Origin of the sequence: Formosa agariphila KMM 3901 (assembly GCF_000723205.1) — a bacterium.
Classification (GTDB): domain Bacteria; phylum Bacteroidota; class Bacteroidia; order Flavobacteriales; family Flavobacteriaceae; genus Formosa; species Formosa agariphila.
Genome location: NZ_HG315671.1, coordinates 695,666 through 714,141, shown reverse-complemented (window position 1 = coordinate 714,141; position 18,476 = coordinate 695,666). Strand labels below are relative to the sequence as shown.

Here is an 18,476-nt window from a genome sequence, read left to right as displayed (position 1 = left end):
AAATAATTATAAAAAAAAGTCTCGTAGTGTAAATCATAATTAAAAATAATATACATTTGATTCAAATTTATATCGCTATGCAGCGCTTTCGATGAACAAGTATATTGTTGTCAATCAACCTGAAAAATGGAATTTTTCGATTGAGAATATTAAAGTAATATCTTCACAAGAGTACCTTACTAACCCAGAATTTTCGCTACTAAAAAAAGCTAGGATTTTTAACTTATGTAAAGATTACTCTTACCAATCTAAAGGCTATTATGTTTCGCTTTTAGCAGAGGCACGTGGACATTTACCAATCCCGACTGTTAAAAATATTGTCGATTTAAAAGCTTTAAAACTGGTACGTATTGTTTCAGACGAATTTGACGATACCATACAACAAAGTTTAAAAAACATAAAGTCACAAGAATTTACCTTGAGTATTTATTTCGGACAGAATGTGGCTCAGAAATATAAAGAGTTAAGCTTGTTGTTTTACAAACATTTTCAGGTACCATTTTTACGGGTTAAATTTAATCATACTACCAAGTGGAACATTCAGAGTATTAAAGCGATTTCGGAATCTGAAATTCCTGTGGAGCACTTAGATAGTGTTCAGGAGTTTGCGAATCAGTATTTTTCGAAAAAACGTTACGATATTCCTAAGTTAAACAAAAGTGATTTCGATTTGGCTATTTTAGTAAACCCGAAAGACCCAGCGCCACCGAGTAATGCTAAGGCCTTAAAAAAGTTTATCGATTTAGCTGAAAAAATGAATATTTATGCCGAAATCATCGAGCCTAAAGATTTGTCGCGCCTATCGTCTTTTGATGCTTTATTTATTCGTCAAAGTACCGAAGTGAATAACGAAGCCTATGCCTTTGCTCGAAAAGCTCAAAAAGAAGGAATCGCTATTATAGATTATCCAGATGCTATCTTAAAATGTTGCAATAAAGTGTATATGGCCGAAGCGCTACAGAACGCAAATATAGACACGCCAAAAACCATCATTGTACATAAAGACAACAAAAACCAAGTGTTAGAAAGTGTAGGATTACCGTGTGTATTAAAAGCACCGGACTCGACATTCTCCTTTGGGGTAAAAAAAGCTAAAACCGAAGCCGAGTATAAGACGTTAGTTTCTGAAATGCTAAAGGAATCCGACCTTATTATTGCACAAGAATTCTGTCCGTCCGATTACGATTGGCGTATTGGAATTTTAGACGACAAGCCTTTTTATGCCTGTAAGTATTATATGGCAAAAGGCCATTGGCAGATTTATAACTGGAATGCCAAAAAGAAAGACGACCAAGATGGCGATGCCGATTGCTTACCTATTGAACAAGTGCCTAAAAACGTATTAAGAATGGCAATAAAATCGGCTAAACTTATGGGTAAAGGCTTATATGGCATAGACATAAAAGTGGTAAATAACCAACCTATGGTTATAGAAATTAACGACAACCCAAATATCGATTTTGGTGTAGAAGACGCGTATTATGGCGATTTGGTTTACACCGAAATTCTTTCAGCATTAAAAAAACGTTTAGATTAAAATGAATAAAAAATATCATCTTTTTGATGTTTACGGAATTGAACTAGAATATATGCTAGTACATCAATCCGATTTAAAAATTGCTCCGATTGTTGATACGCTTTTAACTAAAAAGAAAGGCAAATTAACTTCGGATATTGTGAATGGAAAAATTGCATGGAGCAACGAATTGGTTGCGCATGTGGTAGAGCTTAAAACCAACGGACCTACAAAAGATTTAAATGGTTTAGCTTCGCTATTTCATGAAAATATTAAGGAAATTAATGCCATTTTAAAACCGTTACAAACCAAATTATTACCAACGGCGGCACATCCTTTTATGAATCCGAAAACAGACACAGAACTTTGGAAACACAGTTATAGTGAAGTTTACGAATTATACAACCGTATTTTTAATTGTAAAAATCACGGATGGAGTAATGTGCAAAGTGTACACATAAACTTGCCGTTTTTTGATGATAAAGAGTTTGAAAAATTACACGCTGCCATACGTATTGTATTGCCTTTAATTCCTGGGTTAAGCGCGAGCTCTCCTGTTTTAGAAGGCAAATTAACCGGGTTTAAAGATACCCGTTTGGAATATTACAAAACAAACCAGAAGGAGATTCCTGAAATGGCAGGTCTTGTTATTCCGGAACGAGTGTTTACCAAACTCGATTATTTTGCTACGATTTTCGAACCGATAAAAAAGGCTATAAAACCTTTTGATACACATAACATTTTAGATCACCACTTTTTAAACTCTCGTGGTGCCATTGCACGTTTCGATAGAAATGCCATTGAAATCCGTTTGGTCGACATTCAAGAATGTCCAAAAGCAGATATAGCTATTTGTGCGTTAATTATTGAAACATTGAAACTGTTAGTCAATAAAAAACTAGCACTTCTAACTGCTCAAAAACGCTGGGTAAAAGAAGATTTATTTGTAATCTTAGATGACGCCATCAAGAATGGAGAAAATACCATCATTTCAAATTTAGATTATCTGAATTTGTTTGATATTGAAGATGAAACGACCATACAAAATGTTTGGAAACATATATATGATTTAGCGAAGCCTCAAATTCACAAATCACATCATAACACTATCGAAACCATTTTAAACGAAGGTACTTTAGCAACCAGAATTGAAAAGGTTTTAACCGATGATTTCACTGAAGAACACATTATAAAAGTCTATGCAGATTTAGCAGAATGTCTTCAAAATAACAACTTGTTTTTAAAATGAAACTGCTATTAACTTGCGAGCATGGCGGTGCTTATATTCCTAATCGATTTGAATCTTATTTTATAAATGAAAAAACCACGTTGCAAACGCATCGTGGTTTTGATATTGGTGCTTTAGATGTTTTTAAATACTTGAAACCACTTGCCAGTTTTTCAAATTTCAGCGAAACAAGTCGTTTACTTATTGAACTAAACCGCTCATTGCATCATAAAGATTTGTTTTCAGAATACACTAAAACAGCGTCTAACGAAACAAAACAACGCCTTATATCTGGTTATTATCTCATTTATAGAAATGCTGTTGAAGGTTATATTAAGAAACAAATCGATAAAGGTGAAACAGTATTACATCTTTCTGTGCACAGCTTCACCCCAATATTAAATGGAATTGAACGCCAAACAGATATTGGCTTGTTATACGACAGCGCTAAATCTGAAGAGAAAGCAATTTGCAAACAATTTAGTACTGAACTTTTAAGACTAAACCCGAAATTAAAAGTGAGATATAACTATCCCTATTTAGGAACAGCAGATGGATTTACAACATATCTGCGTAAACATTTTCCTGATAATTATTTAGGTATTGAAATAGAAATCAATCAGAAATTTGCATCAAAGAATGCAATGCCTCCAGTATTAAAACATCAAATTTATGACGCGTTAAAAGCCTGTTTAACGAATTAATTAATTTGCTAGCACAAATACTAACCATCATGGTGTGAGGTATTGAAACATCTTCAGAACCTCACATCATTTACTTTAAATGTTTATTATCTGTTAAACTAAAAATAACCAATAGTCATCCTGACATATTAAATAAGCGGACGAATGTTAGCATAAGAATTCTCTAAAGCTTGTATCGCTTCAACTTCGTTTAGCCATTCTACTTTTGTAATCCCTTCGTTAAGTTGTGGCCAAAGATTTCCTTTAAAATCGGTAGACATTTCAAACCAATGAGTCACCTTAATTTTAAACTTACCATTTCGTTTAAATATATGATAGGTCGTATGTAAAGGTTTGGTTATTTTTAATCCAGTTACACCAGTTTCTTCCTCTACTTCGCGCAAAGAAGTTTCTTCTATAGTTTCTCCAGACTCGGCTTTACCTTTTGGTAAATCCCATTTGTCGTTTCTATATATAAATAGAATATTACCATCTTTATTATAGACTTTTCCGCCTCCAGCAACAACATTTGGTAATTTTTTTAAAAACTTTTTTAATAGTTTATCCTCGTTTTTATGAATTAAACGAACCTCTTTTAAAGACGTATTATTTAATTCTTTTATGACTTTACCAATATGAACCGTATCTAATAAATAGTTCTTAAAATGTGTTTCTTTCTCAACCTCTGTGGTTAAAACGATTGGCTTTTCATTGACAAAAATCTTATACATAGTAAAAAATATCCTATATTAATTGTGGTAAAAGTATCATTTTTTACAGCAAACCTATTAACTTTAAAAAAATAATTTTAATACACAAGAACTATTATTTTAATTAATGTGTAATTTTGTATCTATGATTTTTAACAAACATACTGCTCGAAAAACTGCTGAAGTTTTGTTGCAAGTAAATGCAATTAAACTTAGCCCTAGCGCCCCTTTTACTTGGGCCTCAGGATGGAAGTCTCCTATTTATTGCGATAATAGGATTATATTGTCATTTCCACCTATAAGAAATTACATACGTGAAACCATGGCTAAAGATATTGAAAAGCAATATGGCAAACCAGATGTTATAGCTGGTGTTGCTACAGGTGCTATTGGTATTGGAATGCTAGTTGCCGAATATTTGGGTCTGCCATTTATTTACGTTAGACCAGAAGCCAAAAGCCACGGTAGACAAAACCAGATTGAAGGTTTTGCTCAAAAAGGTCAGAATGTAGTGGTCGTTGAAGATTTAATTAGCACTGGAAAAAGTAGTTTAAATGCGGTTAAAGCGTTAAGAGAAGCCGGCCTAAATGTAAAAGGTATGATTGCTATTTTTTCTTATGGTTTTAATGTTGCTAACGAAAATTTCGAAAAAGAAAAGGTCACCCTGCATACTTTAAGTAATTACGAGAATTTAATAGAGCAAGCTGTAGAAACAAATTATGTTTCGCAATCTGAGGTTCAAACATTAACCGATTGGAATGCCAATCCGAGTGAATGGAACGCTATTTAATTATCTAAAAAAACATACAAACAATGAATTTAGAATCTCCAGAAGTAACCATCGATAAATCATCTCAAGACGTATTTGATTTTCTTTCTGATATTAAAAATTTTGAAAAACTAATGCCTGATAACATTAGCAAATTTGAGATTTTAAGCGACGACAAATTTCTATTTGCTTTAAAAGGAATGCCTGAAATTATTTTGAAAAAAAAGGAAGTTATTCCTCCAAACAAAATAGTTCTTGGAGCCGCTGGAGGTAAAATAGATTTTTCTTTAGTAGGACATATTAATGAAACCGTAGACGGAAAAAGTAATGTTAAACTTCAATTTGAAGGCGACTTTAATCCTATGATGGCTATGATGATAAAAGGACCAATTTCTAAGTTTATAGAAACTTTGGTAACAAAAATGCCAGCATCTGTTTAATACAGCAGAGTGATTTCTTTTAAATCGAATTCTTTAATAATTTCATCTTCTAACAGTACTTTTAAATTACCATAGTCTGTTACACCAAGAATGAAACCACCAAACATACAACCTTCAGCATCTAAAAATGTTGAAGGTTTATTTTTTTTAAACAAAGCACTTTCATATTCGGTTCTCAGTCTATCGTATTCTCCACGTTCTAACCAACCAAAGCACTCTTTTAATTCGACCATGATATGATGAAGCACTTCATCTAAATTATAAATCCTTCCTATTTTATTCACAATAGAAGACGCTTTTGGCAAACCTTTAAAATCTGATTGATTAACATTCACTCCAATTCCTAAAATACTTTCTCGTAAACCATGCTGTGTTACTATATTTTCTATAAGTACGCCACATATCTTTTTGTTATCTGACAATATGTCGTTGGGCCATTTAATTTGTACCCGAGGGAGCATTAATTTTTTAAATGCTTTATAAATTGAAATAGCAGTAGCCATACTAATATAAAATTGCATCTCTACGGGCACAAAGGCAACTTCCTTAAACACACTAAACATAAGGTTTTTAGCAGGTTCAGACTCCCACACTGTTCCCATTTGTCCGCGCCCCATAGTTTGTTGTTTAGCAACAACTACAGTATAATCTTCCAACAATTCGCAGCTACTTAATTGCTTTAAAAAAGTATTTGTGGAATCGATGGCATCAAGTTTGATTATACGCATTTATAATATTTATATAAGCAGGATGAAAAGTTCTGCAATTTTTAAAGTATAAAGATCTAAAAAATAATAACTTTGTACAAATTAAATAAAATTAATGGCGAAAGAAAACATAAATGCAGACCTGCTAATTTCTACTATAATAAGTGGAATTGAAGATGTTAAAGGAAAAGAAATAAGTATTTTAGACTTACGTGAAATTGAAAATACGGTTTGCGACTACTTTATAGTATGTGAGGGAACTTCAAACACTCAAGTGAATGCCATTGTAAACGCTGTTCAGAAAAAAGTAAGTAAAGAACTTAAAGACAAGCCTTGGCATATTGAAGGACAAGATAATGCCGAATGGGTATTAATGGACTATGTTCATGTTGTCGTTCACGTTTTTCAGAAACATATACGCGAATACTATGACATTGAGAGCCTTTGGGGCGATGCAAAAACAACTTTAATTGAAACAAACTATTAAAATTTAATGGCAAACGACAAGAAAACTCCAAATAAGAAACCTAAATTAAATCCGTATTGGATTTATGGAGCAATAATAGCAATTTTTATTGCTATCCAACTTTTTAGTAGTAATAGCTTACAAGATGCTAGTGCTACAACGCCTTCTGAGTTTATGACATATCTTAGAAATGGCGATATTGAAACTGTTGAAATTGTAAATAAAAGAAAAGCAGAAGTCTTCTTAACAGAAGAAGCTTTACAGAAGGAAACGCATAAAGGCTCTAAACCTTCTACATTACTGCCTACAGCTTCAAAACTACCTAATTATAGTTTTGAATTTGGAGACTTACAGAACTTCGAAAATCAAATAAATTCAACAATTACAGATTTAGATTTAAAAACTACTGTAAATTATAAAACCGAACAGAACCTAATGGGTGATTTCCTTATGGGGATTCTTCCTTTTATTCTTTTAATTGGAGTTTGGATTTTTATAATGCGTAGAATGTCTGGCGGCGGCGGCGGTGGCGCTGGTGGTCAAATATTTAACATTGGTAAGTCTAAAGCAAAATTATTCGACCAAAATACAGATGTTAAAACATCATTTAAAGATGTTGCTGGTTTAGAAGGTGCTAAAGAAGAAATTCAAGAAATTGTAGACTTCCTTAAAAACCCTGAAAAATATACATCTCTAGGAGGTAAAATTCCTAAAGGAGCTTTACTAGTAGGACCTCCTGGAACAGGAAAAACCTTATTAGCAAAAGCTGTTGCTGGTGAAGCAAAAGTGCCTTTCTTCTCGTTATCTGGTTCAGATTTCGTTGAAATGTTTGTTGGTGTTGGTGCGTCTCGTGTAAGAGATTTATTCAAGCAAGCGAAAGAGAAATCTCCTGCAATTATTTTTATTGATGAAATTGATGCCATTGGTCGTGCAAGAGGAAAAAACAACATGTCTGGTTCTAATGATGAAAGAGAAAACACATTAAACCAATTATTAACAGAAATGGATGGTTTTGGAACCAATACAAATGTAATTGTATTAGCAGCAACCAACAGAGCCGATGTTTTAGATAGTGCCTTAATGCGTGCTGGTCGTTTTGATAGACAAATTTTTGTTGATCTTCCAGACATTAGAGAGCGTGAAGAAATTTTTGAAGTGCATTTAAAGCCAATCAAAAAGTCTGAAAGTCTAGACACCGATTTCTTAGCAAAACAAACTCCAGGATTTTCTGGTGCAGACATTGCCAATGTATGTAACGAAGCGGCTTTAATTGCTGCAAGACAAGGTAAGAAAGCTGTAGACAAGCAAGATTTCTTAGATGCCGTAGACCGTATCGTTGGTGGTTTAGAAAAGAAAAACAAAATCATTACGCCTAGCGAAAAGAAAGCGATTGCTTATCACGAAGCTGGTCATGCTACTGTGAGTTGGATGTTAGAACATGCTGCACCACTTGTAAAAGTAACGATTGTACCACGTGGACGCTCTTTAGGTGCTGCTTGGTATTTACCAGAAGAACGCTTAATTGTTAGACCAGAACAAATGCTAGACGAAATGTGTGCTGCATTAGGAGGACGTGCTGCAGAGAAAGTTATTTTTAATAAAATCTCTACAGGAGCTTTAAGTGATTTAGAAAAAGTTACAAAACAAGCAAGAGCTATGGTAACTGTTTATGGTTTAAGCGACAAAGTAGGTAACTTAACATATTACGATTCTTCAGGACAAAACGAATATGGTTTCACAAAACCTTATAGTGAAAGAACTGCAGAACTTATCGATAAAGAAATATCTGATATTATTGAGACTCAGTACGAAAGAGCAATAAAACTCTTAGAAGACAATAAAGATAAACTTACCGAATTAGCCGATGTGCTATTAGAAAAAGAAGTTATCTTTAAAGACAATCTTGAAAAGATATTTGGAAAGCGTCCATTCGATCCTGAATTGAAGCCTTTATTAGATAAATAAGTTATTAAATTATTAAGTTTAATAACTGCAAAAATCTTAAATTAACCGTTAGGTTAATTTAAGATTTTTTATCTTTGAACAAATCCTACATAATACAGATTAATAGCGAGAGTCTTAATGAGTCTATTTAGAAAGCTTTTTGGTTCAAAATCAAATAAATCAGAAGAAGAAATACAATCTGAAGACAGGGGCAAATATATGCCTGAAGTTAAACTACCCATTGACGAAAAGTTTACTATAAACTTTAAAGATAACGGTGGTAAGTTCTTGTATTGTGAAAATTTAGATGAAATTTTCCAAACACTAGATTATATCATCGAAGAAAATAGTTGGGAAGACAAGAAGATTCTTATTATTGATAATGATTTAAAAAGGCGCTTTGCCTCTTCTAGTTTAAAAATGGCTAATCCTAATGATACGGATGCTACTTATTTTTTAACTAGTTGTGAAAACTTAATTGCAGACGATGGTTCTCTTTTAATTACCTCAAAACAAATCGCTGAAAAGAAACTTGTAGACTTACCAGATAATTTTATTGTTTTCGCTACCACAAGCCAAATTGTTGGCAGTATTGGTGAAGGATTACGCGGCATAAAATCTAACAACTCTCAAAGAATACCGACAAATATTACTACAATAAAACACTTTAAATCTGTCGAAGAAAAAAACTTTATGACATACGGTAGTAATTCAAAAAACCTATACCTACTTCTTTTAGAAGACCTCTAATATGAAAGAAATTTTTACTAGAGCTATATTTGGTTTAATATACGTCGCTTTATTAATTGTATCTCTTTACAATGAACACGCCTTAGCCGTTTTATTTTTTATTTTCGGGATAATCTCTATTGCAGAATTTAAAAAACTAATAGAATTTAAAGCCTTCTACCCTTATGCTATTTTTATAGTAATGTATTTTGGTTTTGGTTACTGGCATATGCTTTCTCCTAAACTTCAAGGTTTTAATGAAGGCACACAAATACTATTGGTTTTATCTATTTTTGTAAACTTATTTTTAATTAAAGATTTATTTTCTAGAAAAGGTATTCCTCTGTTTAAGTTTAAACGATTTCTTTTAACGAGCTTTTATCTATCAAGTTCATTTATCTTTTTTTTACTAATTGCTCGTTTTAATAACGAATATCAACCAAGTATACTATTAGGTTCATTTATTCTAGTTTGGGTAAACGACACCTTTGCTTTTTTAGTAGGAAAGAACTTTGGAAAGCAAAAATTATTTGAAAAAATTTCACCTAAGAAAACGGTCGAAGGTTTTATAGGCGGACTCTTTTTTGCTTGTGTAGCTAGTTATTTTATTGCTACCTTTACAAACACCTTAAACTTCTCGCATTGGCTTATTTTGTCTATTATTGTGAGTGTTTTTGGAACTTTAGGTGATTTAGTAGAGTCTAAATTTAAACGTCAAGTAAATGTGAAAGATAGCGGTGTAATTATGCCTGGACACGGTGGATTATTAGATCGATTAGATAGCATTATATTTGCCGCACCATTCATTTATTTGTTTTTAAGAGTTATACATTATGTTTCATAAGGAAGGTTTTAAAATTATATTAATCACGTTTGTATCTGTGATTGTTTCGTTTCTAATCGTAGATAATTTCGTATCAATATTATGGTTACGATACCTTCTATTTTTTACTCTTTTAACATTTCTGATTCTAATTTTACAATTCTTTAGAAATCCAAAACGTAACGGAATTCTTAACGAAGACCAAGTATTATCTCCTGTAGATGGTAAAGTCGTTGTAATTGAAGAGGTTTTTGAAAAAGAATATTTTAACGACAAACGTTTACAAGTAAGTGTTTTCATGTCTCCTATTAACGTACATGTTACACGTTACCCTATTGGAGGAAAAGTTGTATTCAGTAAATATCATCCTGGTAAATTTCTAGTCGCTTGGCATCCAAAAGCTAGCGAAGAAAATGAGCGTACTACAGTTGTTGTTGAAAATAACAAACAAATTAAAGTATTACACCGTCAAATTGCTGGTGCTTTAGCTAAGCGTATTGTTAATTATGCTAAAGTTGGAGATGATGCAGTTCAGGCGAGTGATTCTGGTTTTATAAAATTTGGGTCTAGAGTTGATTTATTTTTACCTTTAGGAACTAAAATTAATGTTAGCCTAAACGATAAAGTTAAAGGTGGAGAAAGTATTATAGCCGAATTGTAATGACTTCTGAAGAATTAGATATTGCCTTTAAAGACGCAGTAGAGCGTATTAATAATCTTTCTGGACCATTTCCCGCAGATTTCCTTTTACGACTGTATGCATACTATAAGAAAGCCACTAACGATTACAATAGGCCAAGTTCTGCAAAGCCTATAATTAATGCCTTTAAAACAAATGCACTGTTTCAAGTTAAAGATATCTCTCGAGATGAAGCAAAGCGCATTTATATAGATCTTGTAGACAATTATTGTTTATACAGAAAGTAGCTCCTAAGAGCTACCTTCAATATAAATATATTACAACCTTATTTTATTTTACAATTCTTAGTTTTCTAAAACAAATTCTAATGGTTTTCCAGTTGAACCATTTGGAAAGCTAATTCCTAATAATCCAGATACTGTTGGAGCAATATCGATTATTTCTGTTTTCTGCAATGTGCTTCCGTGCTTAATTCCTTTTCCAAAAAACAATAAAGGTACATGTGTGTCGTGATTTAATCCAGAACCATGTGTAGACCCTTGTGTTGGATATGAAATTACAGCTGGGCTAAATTCAAAAAGTATATCTCCAGATCGCCTCTGATTGTATCCGTTTTTTAATAAAGCAGCTACACCTGTAGTAAAATCGTTATTAGCAATAACCGAAGCTGAATATGCCACATTTATATTCTCTAAAGTTATTAAGTGATTAGCAATCTCTTGCTGAACGTCTGCTAAGTTTAAGTTAAGTCCATTAACCTTATTACGGTCTAGAAATATTTGATTGTTACTTACGTTTTCAATTAAATCTGAGGCACCGTATTTTGTTGTCATAAAACGATCTAATTCCGCCGTGAATTCATCATCACCAAAATATCCAGATGGCACATCATGAGAATGTAAATATGCAGGGACATCGACAGCTCCATGATCAGCAGTTAAAAACACGGTATATTCACCTTTACCAACATAGCTATCTAAGATTTTAAACATACGTTCTAAATCTTTATCTAATCTTAAATACGTATCCTCTACCTCTTTAGAATTTACTCCAAAATTATGTCCTACATAATCTGTAGACGAAAAACTAACAGTTAACACATCGGTAACATCATCTTTACCTAAATCTTCACCTTTTATTGCTGCTATAGCAAAATCGGCTATGATACTGTTTCCATAAGGTGTGCCTTTAATGATATCGAAATTGCCATTTTCTTTACTTAATTTCTTTAAATCGTAAGGAAAACTTGCTGTTTCTTTTCCTGTAAATCCACGCTCAAATTCGTTTTCATCTATGCCACTTTCGGTATACGTCTTTATATTATAAAGTGTATTCCAATCTTTTAAATAAGATTTAGCAGTATTTGAACTATTAAACTTTTGTACCCATTTTGGTAAATCCTCTTGATAATAAGTGCTTGATATAAATACACCTTCATCTTTTCCGTGAAACCAATATGCAGCATTGGCGGTATGACCAGCAGGTAAAATTGCACCTCTATCTTTTACAGATATACCAATTGTTTTTCCTTCCATTTGAGTAAACAATCTGTTTTCATCTGCAAAAGTTGTTGTTAACATACGGCGTGGGGACATTAGTCCTGCTTTATCCTTTGTACCTAGAGGCACTACAGCTGCATCTCCTGCGCAATATACACTTTCCTTCGTTTCTTTGTCATACCAATTATTTCCAATAACACCATGATTCATTGGCGACGTTCCGGTAAATACAGAAGCATGCCCTGGAGCTGTTTTAGTAGGTATATAATTGAAATGGTTATTTTTACAATTAAAGCCTTCGTTTATCATGCGTTTAAAACCACCTTCACCATATTTATTATAAAATCGCGTTAAATAATCGTAGCGCATTTGGTCTACTACAATACCAACCACTAACTTTGGCTTTACGTAAATTTCTGAGGTTCCATTTCCTTGGTCTTTTTGCGCAAAACCGCTTACATAAAGCATGCAGGCTACAAAAAGTAAAATTGAATTTTTCATAAAAGATTTTTTATTTCTAGAAACGCAAAAATAAGGTTTTTAAAACCGTTCTTAATTTAAATAATCATTAAATAAGTAATAGTATTTTTTTACATTAGCATTTACAAATTATTCTATGAGTTACTTAAACAGTATTGGCGCTTACGTCTTAATGATCATTGAGATTTTCAAAAAACCAACCAAATGGTCGGTGATGAAAAAACTCATTCTAAAAGATATCGATGATTTAATTATTGGGTCTTTAGGAATCGTTGCGTTTATTTCATTTTTTGTTGGAAGTGTAGTTACTATACAAACAGCATTAAACATGGATAATCCATTAGTACCGAAATCATTAATTGGTTTTGCTACCAGACAGTCGGTTATTCTAGAATTTGCACCTACTTTTATTTCAATTATTATGGCAGGTAAAGTAGGGTCTTTTATTACTTCTAGTATAGGAACCATGCGTGTTACAGAACAAATTGATGCCTTAGAAGTTATGGGAATAAATGCTTTAAATTATTTAGTTTTCCCAAAACTAATTTCATTAATGCTGTATCCTTTTGTAATCTCTATATCTATGTTTTTAGGAATATTAGGAGGATTAGCCGCTTGTGCTTTTGGTGATTTTGCTACGGTAAACGATTATATTACAGGATTACAAGACGACTTTACACCGTATCATATTGTGTATGCCTTTATTAAAACTATTGGTTTTGCATTTCTATTAGCCACCATTCCATCGTATCATGGGTATTACATGAAAGGTGGCGCTTTAGATGTTGGTAAAGCAAGCACGGTCTCTTTTGTTTGGACAAGTGTTGCTATAATTACTTTAAATTTCATACTAACTCAAATCCTATTAAGCTAATGATAGAAGTTAAAGACTTACATAAATCGTTTGGAGATTCCCACATTTTAAAAGGGATTAGTACGACATTTGAAAAAGGAAAAACAAATCTTATAATTGGACAAAGTGGCTCAGGAAAAACGGTTTTCTTGAAGTGTCTTTTAGGATTATTTGAGTACGAACAAGGGAGCATAGCTTACGAAGGTCGTATTTTTTCGAAATTATCTCATGAACAAAAACGAGATATACGTGCAGAAATAGGAATGGTATTTCAAGGAAGTGCTTTGTTTGACTCTATGACTATTGCTGAAAATGTAAGGTTTCCGTTGCAAATGTTTACCAAACAAAGTAAAAGTGAAATGGACGACCGTGTTAACTTTGTTTTAAAACGTGTTAATCTTGACAATGCACATAATAAACTCCCGTCTGAAGCCTCTGGAGGTATGCAGAAACGTGTAGCGATAGCACGTGCAATTGTAAATAAACCGAAGTATTTATTTTGTGACGAACCTAATTCTGGGTTAGACCCAAAAACGGCAATCGTAATAGATAATCTTATTCAAGAAATTACAGACGAATACAACATTACTACAGTTATAAATACGCATGATATGAACTCTGTAATGGAAATAGGAGAAAAGATTGTGTTCTTGAAAGATGGTTTAAAAGCTTGGGAAGGCTCTAATGAAACCATCTTTAAAACAGATAATGAAACGGTAACAGATTTTGTATACTCTTCAGAATTATTTAAGAAAGTAAGAAAAATGTATATTGAAGAAAACCTTTAGTTTTTTATTCGGATAACAGATAATGTATCCAGTTTCAACTTATATTTCAACCAACGCTCTAACTTCTCTTGCTCCTTTTCTATAGCAGCTTCTTTTAACGTTTTATCTTTTTTCCAACGAACCGAAAATACAGGAAGTGTATCTATTTCTTTAAAATTAGAAGATATAACAGTTGAGTAACTAAACATATCAAGGTCTTCATAATTAATATGTACCTCTTTCATAACATCCTCAAAAGGAATAGCCTTTTCTTCTAAATATTGTAACTGCCCTACTTTTTTCTCTAAATAAGCAATCTTTTGCGTTTGCGACAGTAAATCTAGTGAGTCTCTAGTTCGCAACTGCTCCATATATTTAAAATTATCTACATCGTTTCTATTCTGATTGAATACAAAATGTGAGTTTTTTAATGCTGGATAATCATTTAAACGTGCTTTTAAAAGATCTATGGTTTCTTCTGGAATATACCCTAATCCATAAGTATTAAACTGTATTATAGATCCATCCTCTTTATTAGAGTACTTATAAACTACATTCTTTTTAACAAACTCAGATTGTGGTAAACCTTCCAATTCACGATCAAGATATAATTGAGCTTCACGTTTAAAGTTACTCTCTTTTAGAACATCTATAAATGTCCAAATTGCAGGAATCATAGCCACAACAGCCAAAAGTGAAGCAATTTGAGAAATACGTTTTCTTTTCTTAGAATTCACGTATTTTATCATAGGGAATCCTAAAATCTTAAGCGCTATAAATGTCGCTAAAGCAATAAAAATAGTATTAATCATGAACAGGTAAAAAGCTCCTGATGCATAACCAATTCCCTTAGAAAAATCGTTGAAAGACACTGCTAAACCGTAACCCACCGTACATAGCGGAGGCATTAACGCCGTAGCAATTGCCACACCAAAAATAACAGATGCAATAGTTCCTTTTTTTGTTCTAGCAATAATTAAAGCCGCCCCACCAAAAAAGGCTATAAGCACATCTCTAATATCTGGTTTTGTTCTTGCTAAAAGTTCTAAAGATTCTTCTTGAAGAGGAAAAAATTTATAAAATAAGAATGCCGTTAAAACACTCAGAAAAATCATTACACCGAAGTTAATTAATGATTTTTTAAGCGTATCGATATCATTAATTGCTACGGATAATCCTATTCCTAAAATAGGTCCCATTAAAGGAGAAATTAACATGGCACCAATTACAACCGCTGTAGAGTTAGCATTCAGTCCAATAGAAGCGACAAAAATAGAACAAACCAAAATCCAAGCTGTGGCGCCTTTAAAAGGAATATCTCCTTTAATAGCATCTATAGTGGCTTGCTGATCGGTGTCTTGTCTGAAATCTAAAATCTCTGAAATAAAGTTTCTAAGATTTTCAAATAACCCTTTGGCATCCTTTTTAATAGCCTCTTTAGATTCTTCTACAGCTGCGTCTTGTGCTTGTGCCTTCTTCTTATCTACTTCTTCTTCAGAAAAATTAAACTTATTCTCGCTCATATATTAACAGTACTTGTCTCCAAAAACGTCTTTTACTTTATTACGTAATTGTTTTATATCTTGTTCTTTTTCTTTTGGGTAAATTAAAAGAACATCATCTTTATCGATTATAATATAATCATTTAACCCTTCGACTACAACAATTTTATCACCTTTAGTTCTTATCATATTCCCACTAGCATCTTCAACTAAAGTTCTAGCATTAACAACGGCATTGTTATCTGCATCTTTATCTAGTTTATCGTATAAGCTACCCCATGTTCCTAAATCGTTCCAATCGAATTCTGCTGACAAAACATAAACATTTTTAGAGCTTTCCATTATGGCATAATCTACAGATATATTTTCTGCTTTCACATAATTTTCTTCTATAAATGAACTCTCTAAGTCTGTATTATACGCAGATATTCCGTTTTCAAATAATTGGAATAATTCTGGCTGATTAGATTTAAATGCTTTTAAAACACTAGCTACACTCCACATAAAAATACCTGCATTCCAAACAAAGTTTCCTTGTTTAATAAACGATTTTGCCGTTTCATAATCTGGTTTTTCACGAAATTGTTTTACTGGTTTTACTACATTTTCAGTTTCTGTATCGTATTCAATATAACCATAACCTGTATTAGGGAAAGATGGTTCTATGCCTAATGTCATTAAAGCATCATGTTTTGCACAAAAATCAAATGCAGTTAATACATTCTTAGAAAAAGCCTCCTCGTCTTCGATCCAGTGATCACTTGGAGCAACTAACATTAAAGCATCCGGATTTTCTTTTTGAATTTTTAATGCTGCATATAATATACAAGGTCCAGTGTTTTTCATTGCTGGCTCAAGAACCACTTGTTTCTGAGAAACTTCTGGAAGTTGTTCTAAAACTAAATCATTATAATCTTCATTCGTAAGAATATAGATATTCTCTTTAGGAATGAATCTAGATAAACGCTGAAATGTTTTTTGAATTAACGTTTCTCCTGTTCCTAACATATCGTGGAATTGCTTTGGAAAACTATTCATACTAACAGGCCAAAATCTTGAACCTACTCCTCCAGCCATAATTATGGCATAATTATTTTTATTCATTCCTTTTCTTATTAAATAACTTCTATTTCTGCATTTGGACTAAACAAGTATGTTTTACCCGTGTTAATTTCTATGCATTCAAAGCGCTTTACACGCTTATTTCCTTTTTTAAATTTTCTACCGTTGTAAATTTTAAATATACTGCCTTTTGGCGCTTCAAAAATATATGTTTTATCCGACTTTTCATCAAATTGTTTTAAAGCCAAAGCTAAAACATGGTCTGTATCGCTAGTTGCCTTTGGATTTATAAAGTGTTTAGCCAATAATGGTAACAATTCATAAGGAAATATATCTGGATTTATAAAGGGTAACATTAAATGCTGAAACGTATATTTCCACTCTTTACCATGTGGTTTTATTGTTACACCATACACCTTGAAAGCTTCAAAATGAGCAATTTCATGAATTAAAGTTATTAAAAAACGATATGGGTTTAAGTTTGCATTAACAGTAATTAAATGTCTGCCATTAGGTAATTTTCTATAATCGCCATGCCTCGTTTTACGTTCCTTTTTAACGATAAACTCTAACTTGTCATTATTTAATAATTCCAAGACTTTGGGAATCGCTTTTTCTGGTATATAATGTTGAAGTATATTTTGCATTATAATGCAAATGTAAAGGAAACTAACTTAATTGCAATATTAAAATACCTTTAAGCTTTATCCGATACATAAATTAATTAATCTCTAATTAAAGGCATCGTAGAACAACGTAATAAACCTTCTTGTTTAGAAATTTCTGCATATGGTACTTCTTCTACAGTGATATTGTTTGATCGCAACCAGGTGTTTAATCTTTTAAAATTTTCTTCAGAAATCACTACATTTTCAGCTATTGAAAAGACATTACTATACATATTATACATTTCGTCTCTTGTAATATGAAAAAGGTTGTCTTCTCCAAATAAATCAACTAAATATAAATAATCGTTTACATCTCTAAAACCGTCTTTATAAATAATACCTTTGTCTTTACCAACCGGTTGAAAACAACAATCTAGGTGTAATGCATTATCTCTTGCTTCTGTTTTTGATTTAGCTAAATCAAATTCTTTTACAGTTTTATCTGGAAATAAAGATTTTATAAAATTAACGCCTTCCATATTTGTTCTGGCTGTAATATGATTTGAATAGTCAGTCCCTTTATAAGTTCCTATAAATATATAATCATTCCAAAGCATAACGTCTCCACCTTCAATATGAACAGCTTCTGGTGGTGTAATAATATCGTTTGGATTAATCTGACTCATTACTTCTTGTAACGCCTCTAACTCTCGTTCGCGATCAGGAAGAATATTAGCCTTTATAAATTTGTTATCTATTACAAACGCAATATCTCTTGCAAAAATCTGATTACAATTTTCTATAATTTTTGGACGAAAAACGGTAACATCATACTTCTTAAAAACCTTAGCAACAGCTTCAATTTCTTTAAGCATGTCTTCTTCTTTTGGGTAAGTACCAGCTTTTATATGTTCTATTGATTTTGGATCGTAAGCATCTTCTATAGCAGGAACTGGTCCATTACTAATTGCTGTTCCTAATACTACCGCACGAATGCGAGACGTTTCATTTGTTACATGTAATGACAACATAGTTCTAAAATAAAAATGT

20 protein-coding genes are annotated in these 18,476 nt (G+C 32.4%); 13 read left to right on the top strand and 7 right to left on the bottom strand.

What is annotated here, in order from left to right:
* Positions 1–91 precede the first annotated feature (91 nt).
* Genes BN863_RS03100 through BN863_RS03090 form a run of 3 tightly spaced genes read left to right on the top strand, consistent with a single transcriptional unit; the run spans position 92 to position 3,448 of the window.
* Positions 92–1,537 (top strand): RimK family protein, encoded by a 1,446-nt coding sequence (locus tag BN863_RS03100; protein ID WP_038527414.1) that lies wholly within the window; start codon positions 92–94, stop codon positions 1,535–1,537.
* Between the two features lies 1 nt (position 1,538).
* A complete protein-coding gene (locus BN863_RS03095; RefSeq protein ID WP_038527411.1) occupies positions 1,539–2,765 on the top strand; it encodes a glutamate-cysteine ligase family protein in 1,227 nt (408 codons plus the stop codon).
* On the top strand, positions 2,762–3,448 hold the full coding sequence (locus tag BN863_RS03090; protein ID WP_038527409.1) for an N-formylglutamate amidohydrolase: 687 nt from the start codon (positions 2,762–2,764) through the stop codon (positions 3,446–3,448). Before BN863_RS03095 ends, BN863_RS03090 begins: the two co-directional genes overlap by 4 nt.
* Positions 3,449–3,576: 128 nt before the next feature.
* Here BN863_RS03090 and BN863_RS03085 read toward each other — a convergent pair whose 3' ends face one another.
* Positions 3,577–4,158, bottom strand: a complete 582-nt coding sequence (locus BN863_RS03085; protein WP_038527406.1) for an NUDIX hydrolase — start codon at positions 4,156–4,158, stop codon at positions 3,577–3,579.
* Positions 4,159–4,282: 124 nt separating this feature from the next.
* On the opposite strand from BN863_RS03085, the gene pyrE reads away from it, so the two are divergent.
* Both pyrE and BN863_RS03075 read left to right on the top strand, forming a co-directional pair.
* Complete coding sequence (pyrE, locus tag BN863_RS03080) at positions 4,283–4,927, top strand: orotate phosphoribosyltransferase (RefSeq protein ID WP_038527403.1); 645 nt, start codon at positions 4,283–4,285, stop codon at positions 4,925–4,927.
* A 23-nt stretch (positions 4,928–4,950) separates the two neighbouring features.
* Positions 4,951–5,346 carry an SRPBCC family protein gene (locus tag BN863_RS03075; RefSeq protein ID WP_038527401.1) on the top strand — a complete coding sequence of 132 codons (396 nt, stop codon included), beginning with the start codon at positions 4,951–4,953 and terminating at the stop codon, positions 5,344–5,346.
* On the opposite strand, the gene BN863_RS03070 is transcribed toward BN863_RS03075, so the two are convergent.
* Positions 5,343–6,074 carry a biotin--[acetyl-CoA-carboxylase] ligase gene (locus BN863_RS03070; RefSeq protein ID WP_038527398.1) on the bottom strand — a complete coding sequence of 244 codons (732 nt, stop codon included), beginning with the start codon at positions 6,072–6,074 and terminating at the stop codon, positions 5,343–5,345. The two genes, BN863_RS03075 and BN863_RS03070, sit on opposite strands and share 4 nt — an antisense overlap.
* 94 nt (positions 6,075–6,168) lie before the next feature.
* Here BN863_RS03070 and rsfS point away from each other — a divergent pair, with 94 nt between their 5' ends.
* The 6 genes from rsfS to BN863_RS03040 all read left to right on the top strand — a co-directional run bounded on the left by rsfS (position 6,169) and on the right by BN863_RS03040 (position 10,942).
* Entirely contained in the window at positions 6,169–6,540 is a 372-nt protein-coding gene (gene rsfS, locus BN863_RS03065) for a ribosome silencing factor (RefSeq protein WP_038527395.1), read from the top strand.
* A gap of 6 nt (positions 6,541–6,546) precedes the next feature.
* Entirely contained in the window at positions 6,547–8,484 is a 1,938-nt protein-coding gene (gene ftsH / locus BN863_RS03060) for an ATP-dependent zinc metalloprotease FtsH (protein WP_038527392.1), read from the top strand.
* Positions 8,485–8,601: 117 nt separating this feature from the next.
* Positions 8,602–9,213, top strand: a complete 612-nt coding sequence (locus tag BN863_RS03055; protein WP_038527389.1) for an LUD domain-containing protein — start codon at positions 8,602–8,604, stop codon at positions 9,211–9,213.
* Between the two features lies 1 nt (position 9,214).
* Positions 9,215–10,036 carry a phosphatidate cytidylyltransferase gene (locus BN863_RS03050; RefSeq protein ID WP_038527386.1) on the top strand — a complete coding sequence of 274 codons (822 nt, stop codon included), beginning with the start codon at positions 9,215–9,217 and terminating at the stop codon, positions 10,034–10,036.
* The gene (locus BN863_RS03045; RefSeq protein WP_038527384.1) at positions 10,026–10,676 is read left to right on the top strand and encodes a phosphatidylserine decarboxylase family protein; all 651 of its coding nucleotides are present in this window, start codon (positions 10,026–10,028) and stop codon (positions 10,674–10,676) included. The genes BN863_RS03050 and BN863_RS03045 overlap by 11 nt, the downstream gene beginning before the upstream one ends.
* Positions 10,676–10,942: an acyl-CoA-binding protein gene (locus BN863_RS03040; protein ID WP_038527381.1), complete on the top strand. Its 267-nt coding sequence runs from the start codon at positions 10,676–10,678 to the stop codon at positions 10,940–10,942. Before BN863_RS03045 ends, BN863_RS03040 begins: the two co-directional genes overlap by 1 nt.
* A gap of 57 nt (positions 10,943–10,999) precedes the next feature.
* Here the strand turns inward: BN863_RS03040 and pafA are convergent, their stop codons facing one another.
* Positions 11,000–12,655 (bottom strand): alkaline phosphatase PafA, encoded by a 1,656-nt coding sequence (gene pafA / locus BN863_RS03035; protein ID WP_038527378.1) that lies wholly within the window; start codon positions 12,653–12,655, stop codon positions 11,000–11,002.
* A 115-nt stretch (positions 12,656–12,770) separates the two neighbouring features.
* On the opposite strand from pafA, the gene BN863_RS03030 reads away from it, so the two are divergent.
* Together BN863_RS03030 and BN863_RS03025 are read left to right on the top strand one after the other, a co-directional pair.
* Positions 12,771–13,508, top strand: a complete 738-nt coding sequence (locus tag BN863_RS03030; RefSeq protein ID WP_038527375.1) for an MlaE family ABC transporter permease — start codon at positions 12,771–12,773, stop codon at positions 13,506–13,508.
* Positions 13,508–14,275, top strand: a complete 768-nt coding sequence (locus tag BN863_RS03025) for an ABC transporter ATP-binding protein (RefSeq protein WP_038527372.1) — start codon at positions 13,508–13,510, stop codon at positions 14,273–14,275. Before BN863_RS03030 ends, BN863_RS03025 begins: the two co-directional genes overlap by 1 nt.
* Here BN863_RS03025 and BN863_RS03020 read toward each other — a convergent pair.
* From BN863_RS03020 to BN863_RS03005, 4 genes are all read right to left on the bottom strand, one after another.
* Positions 14,272–15,777, bottom strand: a complete 1,506-nt coding sequence (locus tag BN863_RS03020; RefSeq protein WP_038527369.1) for a DUF389 domain-containing protein — start codon at positions 15,775–15,777, stop codon at positions 14,272–14,274. The two genes, BN863_RS03025 and BN863_RS03020, sit on opposite strands and share 4 nt — an antisense overlap.
* A 3-nt stretch (positions 15,778–15,780) precedes the next feature.
* Positions 15,781–16,860: a mannose-1-phosphate guanylyltransferase gene (locus BN863_RS03015; RefSeq protein WP_038527367.1), complete on the bottom strand. Its 1,080-nt coding sequence runs from the start codon at positions 16,858–16,860 to the stop codon at positions 15,781–15,783.
* Positions 16,861–16,871: 11 nt separating this feature from the next.
* Positions 16,872–17,465, bottom strand: a complete 594-nt coding sequence (locus tag BN863_RS03010; protein ID WP_038527365.1) for a SprT-like domain-containing protein — start codon at positions 17,463–17,465, stop codon at positions 16,872–16,874.
* Between the two features lie 77 nt (positions 17,466–17,542).
* A complete protein-coding gene (locus BN863_RS03005; protein WP_038527362.1) occupies positions 17,543–18,457 on the bottom strand; it encodes a dimethylarginine dimethylaminohydrolase family protein in 915 nt (304 codons plus the stop codon).
* Positions 18,458–18,476 lie beyond the last annotated feature (19 nt).